At 68.5% G+C, this 15762-nt stretch carries 19 protein-coding genes; 6 read left to right on the top strand and 13 right to left on the bottom strand.

Annotated elements, in window-relative coordinates:
- The first annotated feature begins 62 nt into the window (after nt 1-62).
- Genes tusD through ABE957_RS05660 form a run of 5 tightly spaced genes read left to right on the top strand, consistent with a single transcriptional unit; the run spans nt 63 to nt 2098 of the window.
- Nucleotides 63-455, top strand: coding sequence for a sulfurtransferase complex subunit TusD (tusD, locus tag ABE957_RS05680; RefSeq protein WP_349757712.1), 393 nt, complete (start codon nt 63-65; stop codon nt 453-455).
- 21 nt (nt 456-476) lie between these two features.
- Nucleotides 477-857: a sulfurtransferase complex subunit TusC gene (gene tusC, locus ABE957_RS05675; protein ID WP_432765401.1), complete on the top strand. Its 381-nt coding sequence runs from the start codon at nt 477-479 to the stop codon at nt 855-857.
- Nucleotides 858-880: 23 nt separating this feature from the next.
- Entirely contained in the window at nt 881-1171 is a 291-nt protein-coding gene (gene tusB, locus ABE957_RS05670; RefSeq protein ID WP_349757710.1) for a sulfurtransferase complex subunit TusB, read from the top strand.
- The gene (locus ABE957_RS05665; RefSeq protein ID WP_349757709.1) at nt 1171-1524 is read left to right on the top strand and encodes a TusE/DsrC/DsvC family sulfur relay protein; all 354 of its coding nucleotides are present in this window, start codon (nt 1171-1173) and stop codon (nt 1522-1524) included. Before tusB ends, ABE957_RS05665 begins: the two co-directional genes overlap by 1 nt.
- Nucleotides 1525-1534: 10 nt before the next feature.
- Nucleotides 1535-2098, top strand: a complete 564-nt coding sequence (locus tag ABE957_RS05660) for an acyl carrier protein phosphodiesterase (protein ID WP_349757708.1) — start codon at nt 1535-1537, stop codon at nt 2096-2098.
- Between the two features lie 57 nt (nt 2099-2155).
- Here ABE957_RS05660 and ABE957_RS05655 read toward each other — a convergent pair whose 3' ends face one another.
- The 11 genes from ABE957_RS05655 to ABE957_RS05605 all read right to left on the bottom strand — a co-directional run bounded on the left by ABE957_RS05655 (nt 2156) and on the right by ABE957_RS05605 (nt 12765).
- Nucleotides 2156-3364, bottom strand: coding sequence for a molybdopterin molybdotransferase MoeA (locus ABE957_RS05655; protein ID WP_349757707.1), 1209 nt, complete (start codon nt 3362-3364; stop codon nt 2156-2158).
- A gap of 77 nt (nt 3365-3441) precedes the next feature.
- Nucleotides 3442-3963: a molybdenum cofactor biosynthesis protein B gene (moaB, locus tag ABE957_RS05650; RefSeq protein ID WP_349757706.1), complete on the bottom strand. Its 522-nt coding sequence runs from the start codon at nt 3961-3963 to the stop codon at nt 3442-3444.
- Nucleotides 3960-4283, bottom strand: a complete 324-nt coding sequence (locus tag ABE957_RS05645; protein ID WP_349757705.1) for a DUF1244 domain-containing protein — start codon at nt 4281-4283, stop codon at nt 3960-3962. The genes moaB and ABE957_RS05645 overlap by 4 nt, the downstream gene beginning before the upstream one ends.
- 94 nt (nt 4284-4377) lie before the next feature.
- Nucleotides 4378-5439, bottom strand: a complete 1062-nt coding sequence (locus ABE957_RS05640) for a formate dehydrogenase subunit gamma (RefSeq protein WP_349757704.1) — start codon at nt 5437-5439, stop codon at nt 4378-4380.
- A gap of 12 nt (nt 5440-5451) precedes the next feature.
- Nucleotides 5452-6066, bottom strand: a complete 615-nt coding sequence (fdh3B, locus tag ABE957_RS05635) for a formate dehydrogenase FDH3 subunit beta (protein WP_089848956.1) — start codon at nt 6064-6066, stop codon at nt 5452-5454.
- A 10-nt stretch (nt 6067-6076) separates the two neighbouring features.
- The gene (locus tag ABE957_RS05630; protein WP_349757703.1) at nt 6077-8932 is read right to left on the bottom strand and encodes a formate dehydrogenase subunit alpha; all 2856 of its coding nucleotides are present in this window, start codon (nt 8930-8932) and stop codon (nt 6077-6079) included.
- Nucleotides 8933-8958: 26 nt separating this feature from the next.
- Nucleotides 8959-9162: a twin-arginine translocation signal domain-containing protein gene (locus ABE957_RS05625; RefSeq protein ID WP_349757702.1), complete on the bottom strand. Its 204-nt coding sequence runs from the start codon at nt 9160-9162 to the stop codon at nt 8959-8961.
- A gap of 76 nt (nt 9163-9238) precedes the next feature.
- Nucleotides 9239-9841 (bottom strand): TorD/DmsD family molecular chaperone, encoded by a 603-nt coding sequence (locus ABE957_RS05620; protein WP_349757701.1) that lies wholly within the window; start codon nt 9839-9841, stop codon nt 9239-9241.
- A gap of 4 nt (nt 9842-9845) precedes the next feature.
- Complete coding sequence (locus tag ABE957_RS05615) at nt 9846-11573, bottom strand: 4Fe-4S binding protein (RefSeq protein WP_349757700.1); 1728 nt, start codon at nt 11571-11573, stop codon at nt 9846-9848.
- A 188-nt stretch (nt 11574-11761) separates the two neighbouring features.
- Nucleotides 11762-12337, bottom strand: a complete 576-nt coding sequence (locus ABE957_RS05610) for a DUF3306 domain-containing protein (RefSeq protein ID WP_349757699.1) — start codon at nt 12335-12337, stop codon at nt 11762-11764.
- A complete protein-coding gene (locus tag ABE957_RS05605; RefSeq protein WP_349757698.1) occupies nt 12334-12765 on the bottom strand; it encodes a DUF3305 domain-containing protein in 432 nt (143 codons plus the stop codon). The genes ABE957_RS05610 and ABE957_RS05605 overlap by 4 nt, the downstream gene beginning before the upstream one ends.
- Nucleotides 12766-12984: 219 nt before the next feature.
- On the opposite strand from ABE957_RS05605, the gene ABE957_RS05600 reads away from it, so the two are divergent.
- Nucleotides 12985-13830 (top strand): formate dehydrogenase accessory sulfurtransferase FdhD, encoded by an 846-nt coding sequence (locus ABE957_RS05600; RefSeq protein WP_349757697.1) that lies wholly within the window; start codon nt 12985-12987, stop codon nt 13828-13830.
- A 100-nt stretch (nt 13831-13930) separates the two neighbouring features.
- Here the strand turns inward: ABE957_RS05600 and ABE957_RS05595 are convergent, their stop codons facing one another.
- Together ABE957_RS05595 and ABE957_RS05590 are read right to left on the bottom strand one after the other, a co-directional pair.
- On the bottom strand, nt 13931-14566 hold the full coding sequence (locus tag ABE957_RS05595; RefSeq protein WP_349757696.1) for a helix-turn-helix domain-containing protein: 636 nt from the start codon (nt 14564-14566) through the stop codon (nt 13931-13933).
- Nucleotides 14567-14728: 162 nt separating this feature from the next.
- Nucleotides 14729-15664, bottom strand: a complete 936-nt coding sequence (locus ABE957_RS05590) for a histone deacetylase family protein (protein WP_349757695.1) — start codon at nt 15662-15664, stop codon at nt 14729-14731.
- Nucleotides 15665-15762 lie beyond the last annotated feature (98 nt).

The raw sequence follows: 15762 nt of genomic DNA, 5'->3' as shown, positions 1-15762 counted from the left end.
CGCGGTATCAGGATCATCTGGCCCCGCCAACCGGCGGGGCCAGGTTGTTTCAGGAGGACCTCATGCGCTACGCCATCCTGCTGATGGGCGCTCCCTACACCCATCAGGCCAGCCACTCGGCCCTGCGCTTCGCCCACGCCCTGGTGGCGCGCGGCCACCGCCTGGAGGCGGTATTCTTCTATCACGACGGGGTGCACAATGCGGCTCGGCTGGCCGCCCCCCCGCAAGACGAGCCGCATCTGGTGGATGCCTGGACGGCGCTGTCCCACGAGCATGAGGTCTCGCTGCAGGTCTGCATCGCCGCGGCGCTGCGTCGCGGTCTGCTCGACGAGCGCGAGGCCGCTCGGCACGGCAAGGACGGGATCAGCGTGGCGGCGCCCTTCGAGCTCACCGGGCTAGGGCAGCTGATCGATCTGGGCACCCGCTGCGACCGGCTGGTGACCTTCGGCCCCTGAATCTCGGCATGTGATGGAGCGATGATGCACGAACACGACGATCCACTCCGTGACCTGCTGGTCATCTTGCGCCATGCGCCTCACGGCAGCAGCTGGCTGAAGGAAGGGCTGGACGCCGCCCTGGTCGCCGCCGCCTTCGGGCAGAGCGTTTCACTGCTGTTCATGGGGGAGGGCGTTACGGCCCTGATGCCGGGGCAAGGGCCCGGGCCGCTCGAGCAGAAGGGGACGGCCGCGACGCTGGAGATGCTGGAGATGTATGATATCGAGACCCTGCTGGTGGACGCGCAGGCGCTTTCGGCGCTCGGCCTCGCGGCCGACGAGCTGATGCTCGATGTGACTCCCGTGTCGGCCGAGGCCCTCTCAGAGGCCCTCTCCGCCCACCGCCTGGTATTGACCTTCTAGCCCGAGTCGCGAGGAGACCCTGGATGCTGTTGCATGTGGTGAACCGTTCCCCGGCGAACAGTCGGGTCTATGAGCAGGCCCTGAGCGGCATGGGGCCGGATGATGTCCTGCTGCTGATCGAGGACGGCGTTCAGGGGGCGCTGCCCCAGCTGGTGCGCTATTACGCCCAGATCGAGGGGCGGCTCTTCGCCCTCCAGGAAGACCTGCAGGCCCGCGGGCTCCTGGGACGCTGCGCGGAAAGCGTGCAGGTGGTCGATGTGGATGGCTTCGTGACCCTGACCGAGGAAGCCGAACGGACGGTGAGCTGGTACTGATGGCTTCTACAGAAATATACCGTTATCTATCTTTAGACAAAGACCAGTACGGCCTGGATCCGGAAGGCTATCTCGTCGACATGACGCAGTGGTCGCCCCAGATCGCCGAGGCCCTGGCACGCGAGGAGGGCATCGAACTGACCGAGGAGCACTGGGAAGTGCTCAGGGTGCTGCGCGATTTCTATGCGCGCTACGAGATGGCGCCCGCCATGCGGCCTCTGGTCAAGGCGGTGGGCAAGGCCCTGGGGCCCGACAAGGGCCGTTCGATCCACCTGATGCGCCTCTTCCCCGGTAGCCCCGCCAAGGTGGCGGCTCGGCTGGCCGGGCTGCCCAAGCCCACCCATTGCCTGTGACCGGCCCACCGTGAACTTCCTTGCCCATGGCTGGCTCGCCCGCGGCGGCGGTGACGACTTCCTGTATGGCAACCTGATCGCCGACGGGGTGAAGGGCATCGACCTCTCGGCCTGGCCGCTGGCGACCGCGGCGGGTATCCGCCACCACCGTCGGGTGGACGCCTTCGTCGATGGTCACCCGGTGGTCGCCGACGTCCTGGCGCGCACGCCGTGGCCGCAGCGCCGCTTCGCCGGCATCGCCCTCGACCTGGTCTGGGATCACTTCGCGGCCCGCACGCTCGAAGGTGACGAGCGGCGCCGGCTGATCGCGCGTTGCTACCGGCTGCTCGAGGCCTCTCCCGCCCCGGGCCGGCTGGCGGGGATGGTGCCCGTGCTGGTGGAGCAGGACTGGCTCAACCGCTATGCGGATTTCACCTTCACCTGTCGTGCCATCGAAGGCATCGGCGGGCGACTCTCCGGGCCGAATCGCCTGGCCGAGCTGGTCCCCTGGCTTGAGGCGGACTACGTCCGCCTCTCCCGCGACTTCGAGCGGCTATGGTCGGCCGTCAATGCCGAGCTCGGCGTGCCGGCCTGAGGCCGGCATCAGCCGCCTCTTGATCGATCCTCGATCGACCTTCAGTCCAATCGGTCCTCAATCGACCCTGAGCCACAGGCAGTCGAGGCGATCGCCCGGCTCGATGCGGGTCTCGGCGGGGATCTCCGCCAGGGCATCGGCGCCGATGCACGACGACAGCACCCCCGAGTTCTGGTCGCGAAACGCCCGAGCCACGATGCCGTCCTCCCCGAAGGCCAGGGTGACGCGCATGTAGTGGCGGCGCGGACCGGTGGAGGTCGAGAATTCCGCCTGCGCCGCGAGACGGGGCAGCTGCGCCAGGGCAGGGCAGCCCTGCAGGGCGCCCAGCAGCGGGCGCAGGAAGAGCCAGGCGCCGACAAAACAGGACACCGGGTTGCCGGGCAGGCCGACGAAGCGCACGTCCTGGCCCGCCGGCCCCGGCAGCCGCCCCAGCGCCAGGGGCTTGCCCGGGCGAATCGCCAGCCGCCACAGATCCAGCTGCCCCAGCGACTCGAGCGCCGCCTTGACGTGGTCCTCCTCGCCGACGCTCACCCCTCCGGTACTGATCACCAGATCGGCCTCCAACGCCGCCGCGGCGAGGGTGTCGCGGGTGCCCGCGGCATCGTCCGGCACCGAGACGACACGCACCAGCTCGGCGCCGAAGCGCTCCAGCAGTCGCCTGAGCATCGGCCGGTTGGAGTTGTAGATCTGGCCGTCGGCCAGGGGCGTGCCCGGATCGACGATCTCGTCGCCGGTGGAGAGCAGCGCCACCCGAGGCCGGCGCCGCACCACCACCTCGGTGATGCCCTGGCCGGCCAGGTGCCCCAGGGCCGCGGCCTCGAGCCGTTCCCCGGCGGGTAGCAGGGGCGCACCGGCCGCCACGTCACGCCCGCGGCGGCGAACGTTGTCGCCCGCCGGGACATCCGCCGGAAGGGAGGCGACGTCGTCCTCGAGCGTCACGCGCTCCTGCATCACCACGCAGTCGGCGCCCGGGGGCAGCGCGCCGCCCGTGAAAATGCGGGCGCACTGGCCGCGCGCCAGCGGCGTCGCCGGCGAGCCCGCGGCGATGCGCTGGGCGACGGGCAGCCGCTTGCCCGCGTCGCCGTGGTGCAGGGCATAGCCGTCCATGGCGCTGTTGTCGAAGGCGGGTACGTCGAGGCGCGCCTCGATCGCCTCGGCGAGCACGCGGCCCGCGGCGTCGGCGCAGGGCACGGTCTCGGCGGGCGTGGGGGTGACGCCCTCGAGCAGCGCGGCGAGGGCCGCCTCGACGGGTTTCAGCTCAGCCATGTTGGCCCCGCTCGGGAATGCCCCGGTTGGCCTGAAGGTGTAGAGAGCTGCATGGCTTATGCCGATGGGTCGTCCTGTCACGCATGCTGGCCTCGCTCGGGAATGACCAGGTTGGCGAAGTTGCACGGCTTGTGCCGGCTGTCGAGCTGTTCGGCGAGGATGCCGTCCCAGCCGGTGCGACAGGCGCCGGTGGAGCCGGGCAGGCAGAACACCACGGTGGCGTTGGCCAACCCGCCGAGGCAACGGCTCTGCACGGTGGAGCTGCCGATCTCTTGCCAGGAGAGGTGGCGAAACAGCTCGCCGAAGCCTTCGATCTGCTTGTCGAGCAGCACCGAGACCGCCTCGGGGGTGGAGTCGCGACCGGTGAAGCCGGTGCCGCCGGTGGTCAGGATCACTTGCACCGCATCGTCGGCGATCCAGTCCGCCACCACCGCACGGATGCGATAGATGTCATCGGGCACGATGCGCTTCTCGTGCAGCCGGTGGCCGGCGGCGGTCAGGCGCTCGACCAGGGCCTGGCCGCTGCGATCGGTCTCCTCGTTACGCGTATCGGAGACGGTCAGCACCGCCACGGAGAGGGGAATCATCGGTTCGCTCATTCGCCTTGGGTCTCCTGCTTGGCTGCCTGGCGCGCCTCGAAGGCCGCCTGCTGCTCGGGGGTGGCCTCCTGCTGGTACTTCGCCTTCCACTCGCCATAGGGCATGCCATAGACATGCTCCCGGGCGCTGTCGTAGTCCAGCTCGACCCCCCGCTCATCGGCGGCAGCCACCAGCCACTTGGAGAGGCAGTTGCGGCAGAAGTCGGCGAGGATCATCAGGTCAATGTTCTGGACCTCCTTGTGCTCGTCCAGATGGCGCAGCAGGCGGCGAAACGCGGCCGCCTCGAGTTCGGTGCGGGTGGCGTCGTCGAGTTGTGGCATCGTCGCTCTCCGATGGTCGGGGGATCTGTGGGGTCAGCTTAACAAAAAAGACACCGCCCGCAGGCGGTGTCGTAGGGGGCATCGAGGGTGTGGCTTAGCCGGAGCGTGGCGCGGGCGCGTCACCCTCGGCGGCCGGGCGCTGCTCGGCCAGCTGCTCCTCGGGAATGGCCTGATCCTTGACCTCCTCGTACCAGAGGTTGTGGTGCTCCTTGGCCCAGCTCTCGTCCACGTAGCCGGTGGTCATGCCTTCCAGCGACCCTTCGGTGCCGACGGTGCCGATGTAGATATGGCCCAGGGCCACGGCGGTCAGGCCCAGGGCCCCCACGGCGTGGATGATGCTGGCCCACTGCATGGTGTCACGCGCCTGGCCGTAGTTGGGGAAGTCCAGCACGAAGCCGCTGGCGATCACCGCGAGGCCGGCGGTGGCCAGCAGCCAGTACCAGACCTTCTCGCCGCCGTTGGCGAAGCCGGCGTCGGGATGCCCCTTGCCGACCAGGCCGCCGCCCTTGGCGAACCACTCAAGGTCATGGGCCTTCGGGATGTTGTGGCTGAGCAGGCGCAGCAGCAGAATCACCAGCAGGATGCCGAACAGCGGCCCCAGGTAGTTGTGGATCAGCTTGGTGCCCGACATCATCGCCGCCCAGGCCCCGTCGCCGAACAGCGGACGCAACAGCGTCTTGCCGTAGGCGAGGTTGAGCCCGGTGAGGGCCAGCAGGATGAACAGCGTCGCCACCGTCCAGTGCAGGGAGCGCACGACCAGCGACCAGCGCAGCAGCTTGCGCCCGGTGCGCGGCTCGTCGAGCTTCTTGCGTCCCACCAGCAGGTAGAAGAGCGCGATCGCCGCGATCATGCCCAGTACCGCGATCGCCCCGAACGGGGAGATCCAGCGCTCGCGGATCTGCCGCCAGGTCTCGCCGCTGGCATTCACCAGGTTATAGGTGCTCTCGGCCCGGGAGTCCCGGTAGTTGGGGCCCGTCTCGCCCGCCTTGACCTGTCGCCACAGGTCGGCGTCCACGGCGGGGACGGCGAAGGCCGCCTCCCGGCCGGGATCGGCCTCCTGTGCCAGCGCCAGCGAGGACAGCACCAGGCCGGCCAGCAGCACCAGCAGCGTCAGGAGTCGCCGGGCGGCCCCCGCGTGCTTCATCGAAATGCTCATGGCATCGCCTCCTTACCCCTGCTGGGTGGCATCGTAGGCCAGGGAGTCGGCGTCGGCCCTGGGGTTGCCCGACCAGCCGCCGTCCTTGTGCCCGCGCTGGACGACGCGTTGGCGGAAGATGTCGGCGACTTCCTGGGCATCCCCGGCCAGCAGCGCCTTGGTCGAGCACATCTCGGCACACAGCGGCAGCTTGCCCTCGGCGATGCGGTTGGCGCCGTACTTCTGGTACTCCTCTTCCTTGGTCTCCGCCGGCCCGCCTGCGCAGAAGGTGCACTTGTCCATCTTGCCGCGCTCGCCGAAGGCGTTCTGCTTCGGGAACTGCGGCGCGCCGAAGGGACAGGCGTAGAGGCAGTAGCCGCAGCCGATGCACAGGTCCTTGTCGTGCAGCACGATGCCGTCATCGCGCTGGTAGAGGGTCTCGGTGGGACAGACGGCGATGCAGGGCGCATCGTCGCAGTGCATGCAGGCCACCGAGATTGAGACCTCGCTGGGCTCGCCGTCGTTGAGGGTCACCACGCGGCGGCGCTGCACGCCCCATTCGACCTCGTTGGCGTTCTTGCAGGCGGTGACGCAGCCGTTGCACTCGATGCAGCGCTCGGCGTCGCACATGAATTTCATTGTGGCCATGGGGTTCTCCTCAGCTTGCCTTCTCGATGCGACACAGGGTGCACTTGGTTTCCTGCATCTGGGTCACCGAGTCATAGCCGTAGGTGGTGGCGGTGTTGGCCGCCTCGCCGAGCACATAGGGGGCCGAGCCTTCCGGGTAGCGATCGTGCAGGCTCTCGCCCTGGAACATGCCGCCAAAGTGGAAGGGCATGAAGACCACCTCGGGGGCCACCCGTGGGGTGACCAGCGCCTTGACCCTGACGCGCCCGCCCTCGGCGCCCTCGACCCACACCATGTCGCCTTCGGCGATGGCCAGGTCGTTGGCGAGTGCCGGGTTGATCTCGACGAACATCTCCTGCTGCAGCTCGGCCAGCCAGGACATGGAACGCGTCTCCTCGCCGCCACCTTCGTACTCCACCAGTCGCCCGGAGGTGAGGATGATCGGGTACTTCGCGGTGACGTCCTGCTCCTGGATGCTCCGGTAGAGGGTCGGCAGGCGGTAGTGAGAGGTCACGTCGTCCCAGGTCGGATAGTCCTTCACCAGGTCGCGGCGGCTGGTGTAGAGCGGCTCGCGGTGCTTGGGGATGGGATCCGGGAAGGTCCAGACGTTGCAGCGTGCCTTGGCGTTGCCGAAGGGGGCGCACTCGTGGGCGATGGCCACGCGCTGGATGCCGCCGGAGAGGTCGGTCTTCCAGTTCTTGCCCTCGGCCGCGGTCTTCTCCGCGTCGGTCAGGTCATCCCACCAGCCCAGATCCTTGAGCATGGCGTCGGTGAATTCGGGATAGCCGTCCTCGAGTTCAGAGTCCTGGCTGAAGACGCCGTCGGCCAGCAGGTTCTCGCCGTCGCGCTCGATGCCGAAGCGGGCGCGGAAGGTGAGGCCGCCCTCGGAGACCTTCTTGCTGGTGTCATAGAGGATCGGCGTGCCGGGATGGCCCATCTCGGCCGTGCCCCAGCAGGGCCAGGGCAGCCCATAGTAGTCGCCGTCGGCGGGCCCGCCCTCGGCCTTGAGGTCGCGGAAGCTGAAGGTGTGCCAGTTCTGCTGGTGCTCCTTCAGACGCTCGGGGCTCTGGCCGGTGTAGCCCACGGTCCACATGCCGGCGTTGAACTCCCGGGTGATATCCTCGATCAGCGGTTCGCTGCCCTCGACCCGGATGTTCTTGAACAGCTCCTCACCGAAGCCGAGCTTATGCGAGAGCAGGTACATGATCTCGTGGTCGGGCTTGGACTCGAACAGCGGCTCGATCACCTTGTCGCGCCACTGGATGGAGCGGTTGGTGGCGGTGACGCTGCCGGTGGTCTCGAACTGGGTGGCCGCGGGCAGCAGGTAGACGCCGTCCTGACGGTCGTGCATGACCCCGGCCACGGTGGGGTAGGGATCCACGATGACCATCATCTCGAGCTGCTGCATGGCCTTCTGCATCTCGGGGCCGCGGGTCTGGGAATTGACCGCATGGCCCCAGTAGAACATCGCCTTGAGGCGGGTCCGCTGGGAGATGTCCTCCTCCTGCTCGAGGACGCCATCGATCCAGCGCGATACCGTGATGCCGCTGGCGTTCATCGGCTTTCCATCGGCGTACTCGGCCTGGTCGAAGCGACTCTTGAGCCACTCGTAGTCCAGGTCCCAGACCCGTGCCCAGTGCTGCCAGGCGCCCTCGGAGAGGCCGTAGTAGCCGGGCAGGGAGTGCGACATCAGGCCGAGGTCGGTGGCGCCCTGGACGTTGTCGTGGCCGCGGAAGATGTTGGCGCCGCCGCCGGATTTGCCGATGTTGCCCAGCGCCAGCTCCAGGATGCAGTAGGCGCGGGTGTTGTTGTTGCCGGTGGTGTGCTGGGTACCGCCCATGCACCAGACGATGCAGCCCGGACGGTTCTCGGCCAGCTGGCGGGCGGTGTCGCGCATCGTTGCTTCCGGTACCCCGGTGATGTTCTGGACCACATCGGGCGAGAAGGTCGCGACCTCCTCACGCACCTGGTCCATGGCGTAGACCCGCTGCTCGATGTACTGGCTGTCTTCCCAGCCATTCTCGAAGATGTGCCACAGCAGGCCCCAGATGAAGGCCACGTCGGAGCCGGGGCGGATCCGCACGAAGCTGTCAGCCTTGGCGGCGGTGCGGGTGAAACGTGGATCGACGACGATGATCTGCGCCTGGCTGCGCTCCTTGGCCAGCAGGATGTGCTGCATGGCGACCGGGTGCGCCTCAGAGGGGTTCGAGCCGATGAACATGATCGATCGGCTGTTCTGGATATCGTTGAGCGAGTTGGTCATCGCCCCGTAGCCCCAGGTGTTGGCGACCCCGGCCACGGTGGTGGAGTGACAGATGCGTGCCTGGTGGTCGGTGTTGTTGGTACCGGCCAGGGCGGCGAACTTGCGCATCAGGTAGGCCTGCTCGTTATTGAACTTGGCCGAGCCCAGCCAGTAGATGCTGTCGGGTCCATGCTGCTCCGTCAGCGCCAGCACCTTGTCGCCGATCTCCTCGATGGCATCCTCCCAGCTCAGACGCTGCCACTCCCCGCCGACCAGCTTCATGGGGTACTTGAGGCGACGGCTGGAGTGGCCGTGCTGGCGCAGCGAGGCGCCCTTGGCGCAGTGGGCGCCGCGATTGATGGGGTGGTCGAAGGCCGGTTCCTGCTTGGTCCAGACGCCTTCCTGCACCTCGGCATAGACGCCGCAGCCCACCGAACAGTGGGAGCAGACGGTACGCTTGGTTTCGACCGGGGCATCGGACCAGGCGGTCTTCTCGGCCGCCTCGGCACGCTGCATCATTGGTGCGCCCATGAAGCCGGCGGCGGCCAGCCCCCCGGTGGTCGCGCCGCTGCGCTGGAGGAACTGGCGACGGGAAATGCCCAGTCCGCTGGCCCTCGGAGTATTGGTTTTAGGTGTCAGACGCATGGTGTCGCTCTCCTGGCTCGGGGCCGTCAATCACGCAGGGTGGCGTAGAAGGCTCGAATATGAGGCGTTTCCCGATACTCGCGGGAGGGCTCGGCCTCCGGGGCCTCGGGCTTGGCATCGGCCTGGGCCAGGGTGACGTGGCCGACCGCGGCCGCCGCGCCGGCGGCCGCGGTGCCGACGCCGAGGGTCTTGAGGAAGCGCCGACGCTGCGGGTTGCGTGTGCTGGGCATGGGGATCTCTCCTGTGTCTCGCTGCTCTGGCCCTGACGGGCGCTGTTCTGGTGATGTCACGGTGTGCCGTGCGGCGTCAGGGTTCGACGATTCGCACCGGATCCTGTTGGGCCTCGGCCTCGAGGCGACGGGCCTCCTGCTCGAGGAAGGCCTGGCCGAGCCGCCCCAGTCGCGCCTGGAAAGGGGTGTCGACCCGGCCGAGGTCGGCGAGGCAGTCCGCGGCCCAGGGGGCGAGATGGGCCATGAAGAAACGCGCCTCGTCCGGCGAGCGAGCCTCGATCAGCATCGCCATCACCTCCGCCAGCGCGGCGAGGTGGTCCTCGGGGTCGCGGCTATGCTCGGCGCGCTGGAAGCCCAGCGCCTTGAGGTCCCGGCGCAGCGCCACCAGCGCCGCATCCATCAGTTCGCCATTGCGGTACCAGGAGGCGTAGGGCGTGACGTCGCCTTGGACCACCCCGACCAGGTGGCGGAAATGGGCCCGTGCCTGCTCCTCGGCGGTGGTCGCGCGTGCCGCCTCGATCAATGCCGCCCAGTGCTCGGCGAGCAGGGTGCCGTCGGCGTCGATCTCCAGCCCGGCCAGCCAGTCGAGCAGGGCGGCATCCGGGGCCTCGCGCAGCAGCCTGGCCAGCAGCCGGTAGACGTCGGCTCGCAGCGCATCGCTCTCGTTCAGCTCGTTCATGCGGTCACACCTTCAGCTGCGATTCGGGGTTGCGGGCCATGTCCTGCCAGACGTCCTTGACGCGACAGTCCTCGCACATCTCCAGGCGGGCCAGGGCGTCGCCGGTGAAGTAGGGGTGGTCGGCGAGCTTGGCCTTGATGGTCTCGACGGTGCTGACGGTGGCGAAGGGCTTGCCGCAGCGAATGCACGGGAAGGCGTCCTCCTCGTGGCGAACCTGGCGCTCGCCGCGCTGGGCGTCGGCCAGGAAGCCGGGGACGAGAGTGATCGCGTCCTCGGGGCAGGCCTCGGCGCAGAGCCCGCACTGCACGCAATCGGCTTCGCGAAAGCTCAGCAGCGGGCTGTCGTCGCCGGCGGCCAGCGCCGGGGTCGGGCAGTTGGAGACGCAGGCCATGCACAGGGTGCAGGCGTCGCGATCGACCGCAATATCGCCATAGGCGGCGCCGGACGGCAGGCGATGGCGCTGACCGTCCGGGGCGCCCAGGCTCGCCAGATGCTCGAGCACGGCGTTGAGCCGGCGGCGCTTGTCATGGCCTTCGAACACCGGCGGCGTCTGCGTCAACGGCGGCTCGAGCGGCAGGGCATCGCGGGCCGCCGCGTCACCGGCCGCGAGGCGGCCGATCCGCTCCGGCGAGTGGCCGAGGGCCGTCAGCAGGGCGCGCGCCTGGGCGAGCTGGTCGTCGATGAAGCGGGTCAGGCGCTCGGGCATGCGCGGATGGCACTGAATGCGCACCTCGGCCGCGCCGGCGGCCAGGGCCGTCAGCCACTGATCGTGACCGGCGGCACCGAGCTCCTCGAGGGGCACGTCGAGCACATGGCCCGCCGCCTCGCCCTCGGCCTCCAGGTCGCTCGCCTCGGCGAAGCGCACCACTGGCGCCGTGCCGCCGGCCTCGCGATAGGCGGTAAGCCAGCCCAGCAGGGTGTCCTGCTGGCGGGCGGTCTCGGGCAGGCGAAACTGGATGGCCCCCGTGGGACAGGCGCTGCTGCAGCTGCCCACGCCGTGGCATCGGAAGGGGTCGATCTCGATCCATGCCTCGATGCGGCCCTGGTGGCTCTTGACGGCATCGGCGGGGCAGACGTCCAGGCAGCGGGTGCAGCCCGTGTTGCCGCTACTGGCATGGGCGCAGAGGTCGTTGTCGATCTGGAAGTAGCGCGGCTTGTCGAACTCGCCGACCAGCCCGGCGAGGGCCTCGAGTCGCTCGTCGCGATCCGCGTCCTGCCAGCCCAGGGCGACATAGCCCGGCGGAGGAAGCTCGAGGGCGAGGGCCGGCGTGGCACCGAGATCGAGGATCAGGTCGAAGTGCGCGCGCTCGGCCAGCGCCCGGGCGAGGTTCAGCGCGCCATCGCCATCGGGCACGCTGACGCCGAAGCGTCCCAGGTAGCCGTCGATAGTCAGTGCCCGCGCCTGGGCGCGCGATAGCGTCTGGCAGGCGAGATTGGCAGTCTCGGCGAGCAGGGCCTCGTGTTGTTCATCACTACCGGCGTCACTACCGGCGTCGCCCTGGAGGGGCTCGGTGACCAGTAGGGCAGGGGGTGCGAGACCCCGCGCCACGAGGGCGCGGGCGGCATGCCGTGCGTCGCGCTCGTTGCCGAGTATCAGGGCGTGGCCGTCACTCTTATAGCTGACGCGGGCGGGGCTGAGATTGATGGGCCAGGAGACGCGACGTCGCGCGGCTTCCCTGGCCTGCCGGTTGCGGTCGTCGTCGACCGGCATCAGTTCGATGTGCTGGTTCATGCAGTCTCACGGTTGCGTGCGTGCGGTAGGCGTCTTGTCATAGTTATGTGCCTTCGCATCAGTCTTGGTCGAATTCTCGGCGTGCGCAAACGCTGCCTTGGTCTAATGCATAGGACTGATGCATGATCCCGATAGACCGGCTCAATGGGCCGGACGGTGACATTCGGCGGCCGCGTTGCTGCGGGCTGTTATCCCGGGCGCTCAGGGGTGCGCGCCTCGGCGTCTTCGGTGATATCGCTGTCCGAGGCGGTATCGGATGCCTCCGGCGGTGTTTCACGGGCGTCGTGCTCGTCGCTGTCCATGTCCCGTGACGACACCTCTTTCGGCGCCTCGGCTTCCAGCATCTCGTCATCGTCCTCGACCTCACGGCGGGTCCACTGGCGCAGCCGTTCGGCCACGTCCTCGGCCAGTGGCTTCAGCTTCGCCCGGAAGTCATCGTCATAGTCGTCGAGGCCGTCACGCACGCCGTAGTGACTCGCGGCGAAGAGTCGACGCAGGGCGCGCTTGCGCAGCCCCGCGCTGACGCCCGAGACCAGGTAGGCCTTGATGTCGCTGCCCGGGGGCAGGGTGTCGGGGTCGGGCAGGGTATGGTCGAGGCTGCCCGGCTCGAGGGTCTCCGGCGAGTCATCCTCGGGAATGTCTTCCTCTCGGCCATCGGCCCCGAGGCTCGAGGGTGGCCACTCGCCCTCGGCGGGTGGCGAGGAGACCGGGGCCTCCTGCGCCTCGCCCCGCTTGAGGCGCGACCAGCGCTCCAGCCGGCTCATGACTCGGCCTCCCGGGCGCGACCGGCGCCCTTGCGCTTCTTCTTGCGCCCCTCCTCGGGCGCCTCGCCATGATGGGCGAGATAGGCCTCGAGCCAGGCCTGGATGGCCAGCGGCATGTCGACCTCCAATACTTGATGCTCGCCGTCGAGCCAGCCGGCGGCGACGTCCTGGCTGGCGGTGATGGCATCGGGCCGGGGCATCCCGCCCGCCTCGCCGGCCCGGATGAACAGTCGCGGCGTGCGGCTCGTCAGGTTGAAGCGGTAGGCCGAGCGTTCGGTCATGTAGAGCTGCAGGTCGAGCCGGCAGGGGCCAGCGTCGCCGGGCGTGAGGTTCGCGATGCGCCAGCGGGTCGTGGCAAAGCCCTTGATGGTGAGCGGCTCGCCGACGATCGTGAAACTCAGGGGGCGAGTGCTGCTGATCGACGCCATGGGTAAGTCTCTCCGGGGCTGGGCGGGGTGAGGACGCTTGTCGCGATGCGTTGTTGAATGTCGACACCGGGTAGTGGCAAAGGGTGCCGACAGTGCCAATAGTACAGAAATTTCTGATATAAGAGACACTGTCGAGTGTCAACTAACCTTTACACAGTAAAGACACCGCCGGCCGCGAGTGCCATCATCGAGAATCAACGTTCTGTCGAGGAGCCGTGGATGCACGACATCAGCCTGAGCCGGGCACGCCTGCCCGCCACCCTGGAAATCGAGGTGCTGGATGAGTTCGGCGAGACGAAGCGCCAGGCGATCGCCGCGGAACGGGCCCTCACCGTCTACCTGAACAAGCGCGAGATCGTCACGCTCATGACCCTCGGGGCCGATCCGGAGGCGCTGGTGGTGGGCTACCTACGCAACCAGGGACTGCTCGGCGAGGCGCGGGATCTGCAGGCGGTGCAGGTGGACTGGGAGGTCGAGGCGGCGGCGGTCGTGACCCGTCGCCTGCCGGAGGATCTGGAGGAGCGCCTGGGCCAGCGCACCGTGACCACCGGATGCGGCCAGGGCACGGTCTTCGGACGGTTGCTCGAGTCGACCGCCCTGCGCCCGCTGCCGGCCACGGTGATGCGCCAGTCGGTGCTCTATCGGCTGCTGGACAACCTGGGCGCCTACAACGAGACCTATCGCAGCGCCGGCGCCGTGCATGGCTGTGCGCTCTGCCGCCAGGAGGCGGTGCTGGACTTCGTCGAGGACGTGGGGCGCCACAACGCCGTGGATACCCTGGCGGGGCGCCAGTGGCTCGCCGAGGCCGACAGCGGCGACGCCGATATCTTCTATACCACCGGGCGGCTGACCTCGGAGATGGTGCTCAAGGTCGCACAGATGGGCATCGGTGTGCTGGTGTCGCGCTCGGGCGTCACCCAGAAGGGCGTGGAGCTGGCCGAGCGCTTCGGCGTGCTGCTGATCGCCCGCGCCAAGGGGCGACACTTCCAGGCCATCCACGGCGGAGGACGGCTCGAACTGGATGCCATGCCGACGCGCCGCCCGGGTGACCGGGCTCGCGCATGAGACTCGGATCGTGAACCCCGGGGCCGGCACCCAAGGACGCGAACCTCAGCACAGGAACCTAGGGACAGGAGTGTAAGGGCCGTAATGTACGGACCCAGTCTCAGGATGTGCCGTCGCCCCGGGTACAGACCGACAGCACCACGGCATCGGCCTCGCTGGTCGACACCAGGGCGTGGCCCATGGCGCTGTCGAAGTAGATGCTGTCGCCCTCGGTCAGGCTCAGCGGCTCGTAGTACTCGGTATAGAGCCGGATATCGCCCTCGAGCACCATCAGGAACTCCTCGCCATCGTGACGCACCCACTCGGTGAACTCCTCGAAAGCGCGGGCCCGCACGATGGTCTTGAAGGGGATCATGCGCTTCTGGGCGAGCTCGCAGCTGAGCAGCTCATGCTCATAGGTTGGAGTGGGGTGGCGCTCACCGTGGCCGCGACGCGTCAGGTCGCGACGCCCCATGGTGCGAGCCTGGACCTTGGGCGGAGAGAGCAACTGCGGCAGGTCGATGCCCAGGCCGTCGATCAGCTTCTGCACCGCGGTGAAGGTCGGCGAGATCTGATCGTTCTCGATCTTGGAAAGCGTCGAGCGGGCGAGCCCGGTGCGCTGGCTGACATCCTCCAGGGTCCACTGGTTGGCCAGGCGGATCTCCTTCACGCGCTCGCCCAGGCGCAGCGGTTCGACGAAGGGCTTGCGGCCGGCGGCGATACGCAGGGCGGCGCCCTGATCGGTGGTGGCGGTCATGCGCGATCACTGTCCTTGTTCACTATCGGAAACCAGGTTTCTTCCAGCCTATCACACCCGCCGGAGCCGATGCCCCGTGTTCTGCGCTCAGTTAGGCGTGCGTCCAGGCCTTCCAGACCCCGGATGCACGCGCGCCTGTTTCCCGCCGGCGAGAAACACCGGTCAGCCGCTGAACGGGAGGCCGAGCAGGGCGGTAAGGTGGGCCTCGGCGCTGCGTCCCAGGGCGTCCAGGTCGTAGCCGCCCTCCAGCACCGAGACCAGGCGCCCGTCGGCATACAGCGCGGCGATCTCCAGCGCCAGGCGGGTGACCCAGTAGAAGTCCTCGTCCTCCAGGCAGAGCTCCGCCATGGGGTCCTCGCGGTGGGCGTCGAAGCCCGCCGAGACCAGCACGATCTCCGGCTTGAAGGCGTGCAGGGCCGGCAGCCAGTCGTCCTCGATCGCGCGACGGAAGGCGGCGCTGTCGGTACCGCCTGACAGCGGCGTGTTGACCACGTTCTGCCACTCGCTGCGCAGGTAGCGCCAGGGATAGAAGGGGTACTGGAAGCTGGTGCAGACCAGCACCTCGGGGTCATCCTTGAAGATATCGATGGTGCCGTTGCACTGGTGCACGTCGAAGTCGAGGATCGCGACCCGGCGCGCCCCGTACTTCGCCCGGGCATGGGCGGCACCCACCGCCACGTTGTTGTAGAAGCAGAAGCCCATGGCGTCGGTGGCCTCGGCATGGTGGCCGGGCGGGCGCACCGCGCAGAAGACGTTGTCGGCCTGGCGGCGAAACACCTGATCGACGCCCCGCACCACCGCGCCGGCGGCCATCTTCGCCGCCGTCAGGCTGTCGGGGTTCATCATGGTGTCGCTGTCCAGGGTGACGATGCCCTGGTCCGGCACGCACTTGTCCAGGGCGCGCAGGTGGCGCAGGGGGTGGACCCGGGCCAGCTGCTCCTCGGTCGCCGCCTTGGCATCCGACTGCATGGTCTGCTGCAGGACGCCGGACAACATCAGGCGCGCGCGGATGGCGTCCAGTCGCAGCGGACTCTCGGGATGTTCGGGCCCCATGTGGTGCAACTGACAGTCTGGGTGGGTAATGTAGGCGGTGATCATGCGCTGGCTCCGGGAAGTCTGAAGTCACCTTAATCGTGACGCCCGCTTGCCGGACAGTGTCCATAAGTCGTAAACGCGACGGGGCGAGCCCCCGCGCA

The organism is Halomonas pelophila (assembly GCF_040196315.1).
In the GTDB taxonomy this organism is placed as follows: domain Bacteria; phylum Pseudomonadota; class Gammaproteobacteria; order Pseudomonadales; family Halomonadaceae; genus Halomonas; species Halomonas pelophila.
Note: the sequence above shows the minus strand (reverse complement) of the source record. Positions and strands in the feature narration are given on the sequence as shown.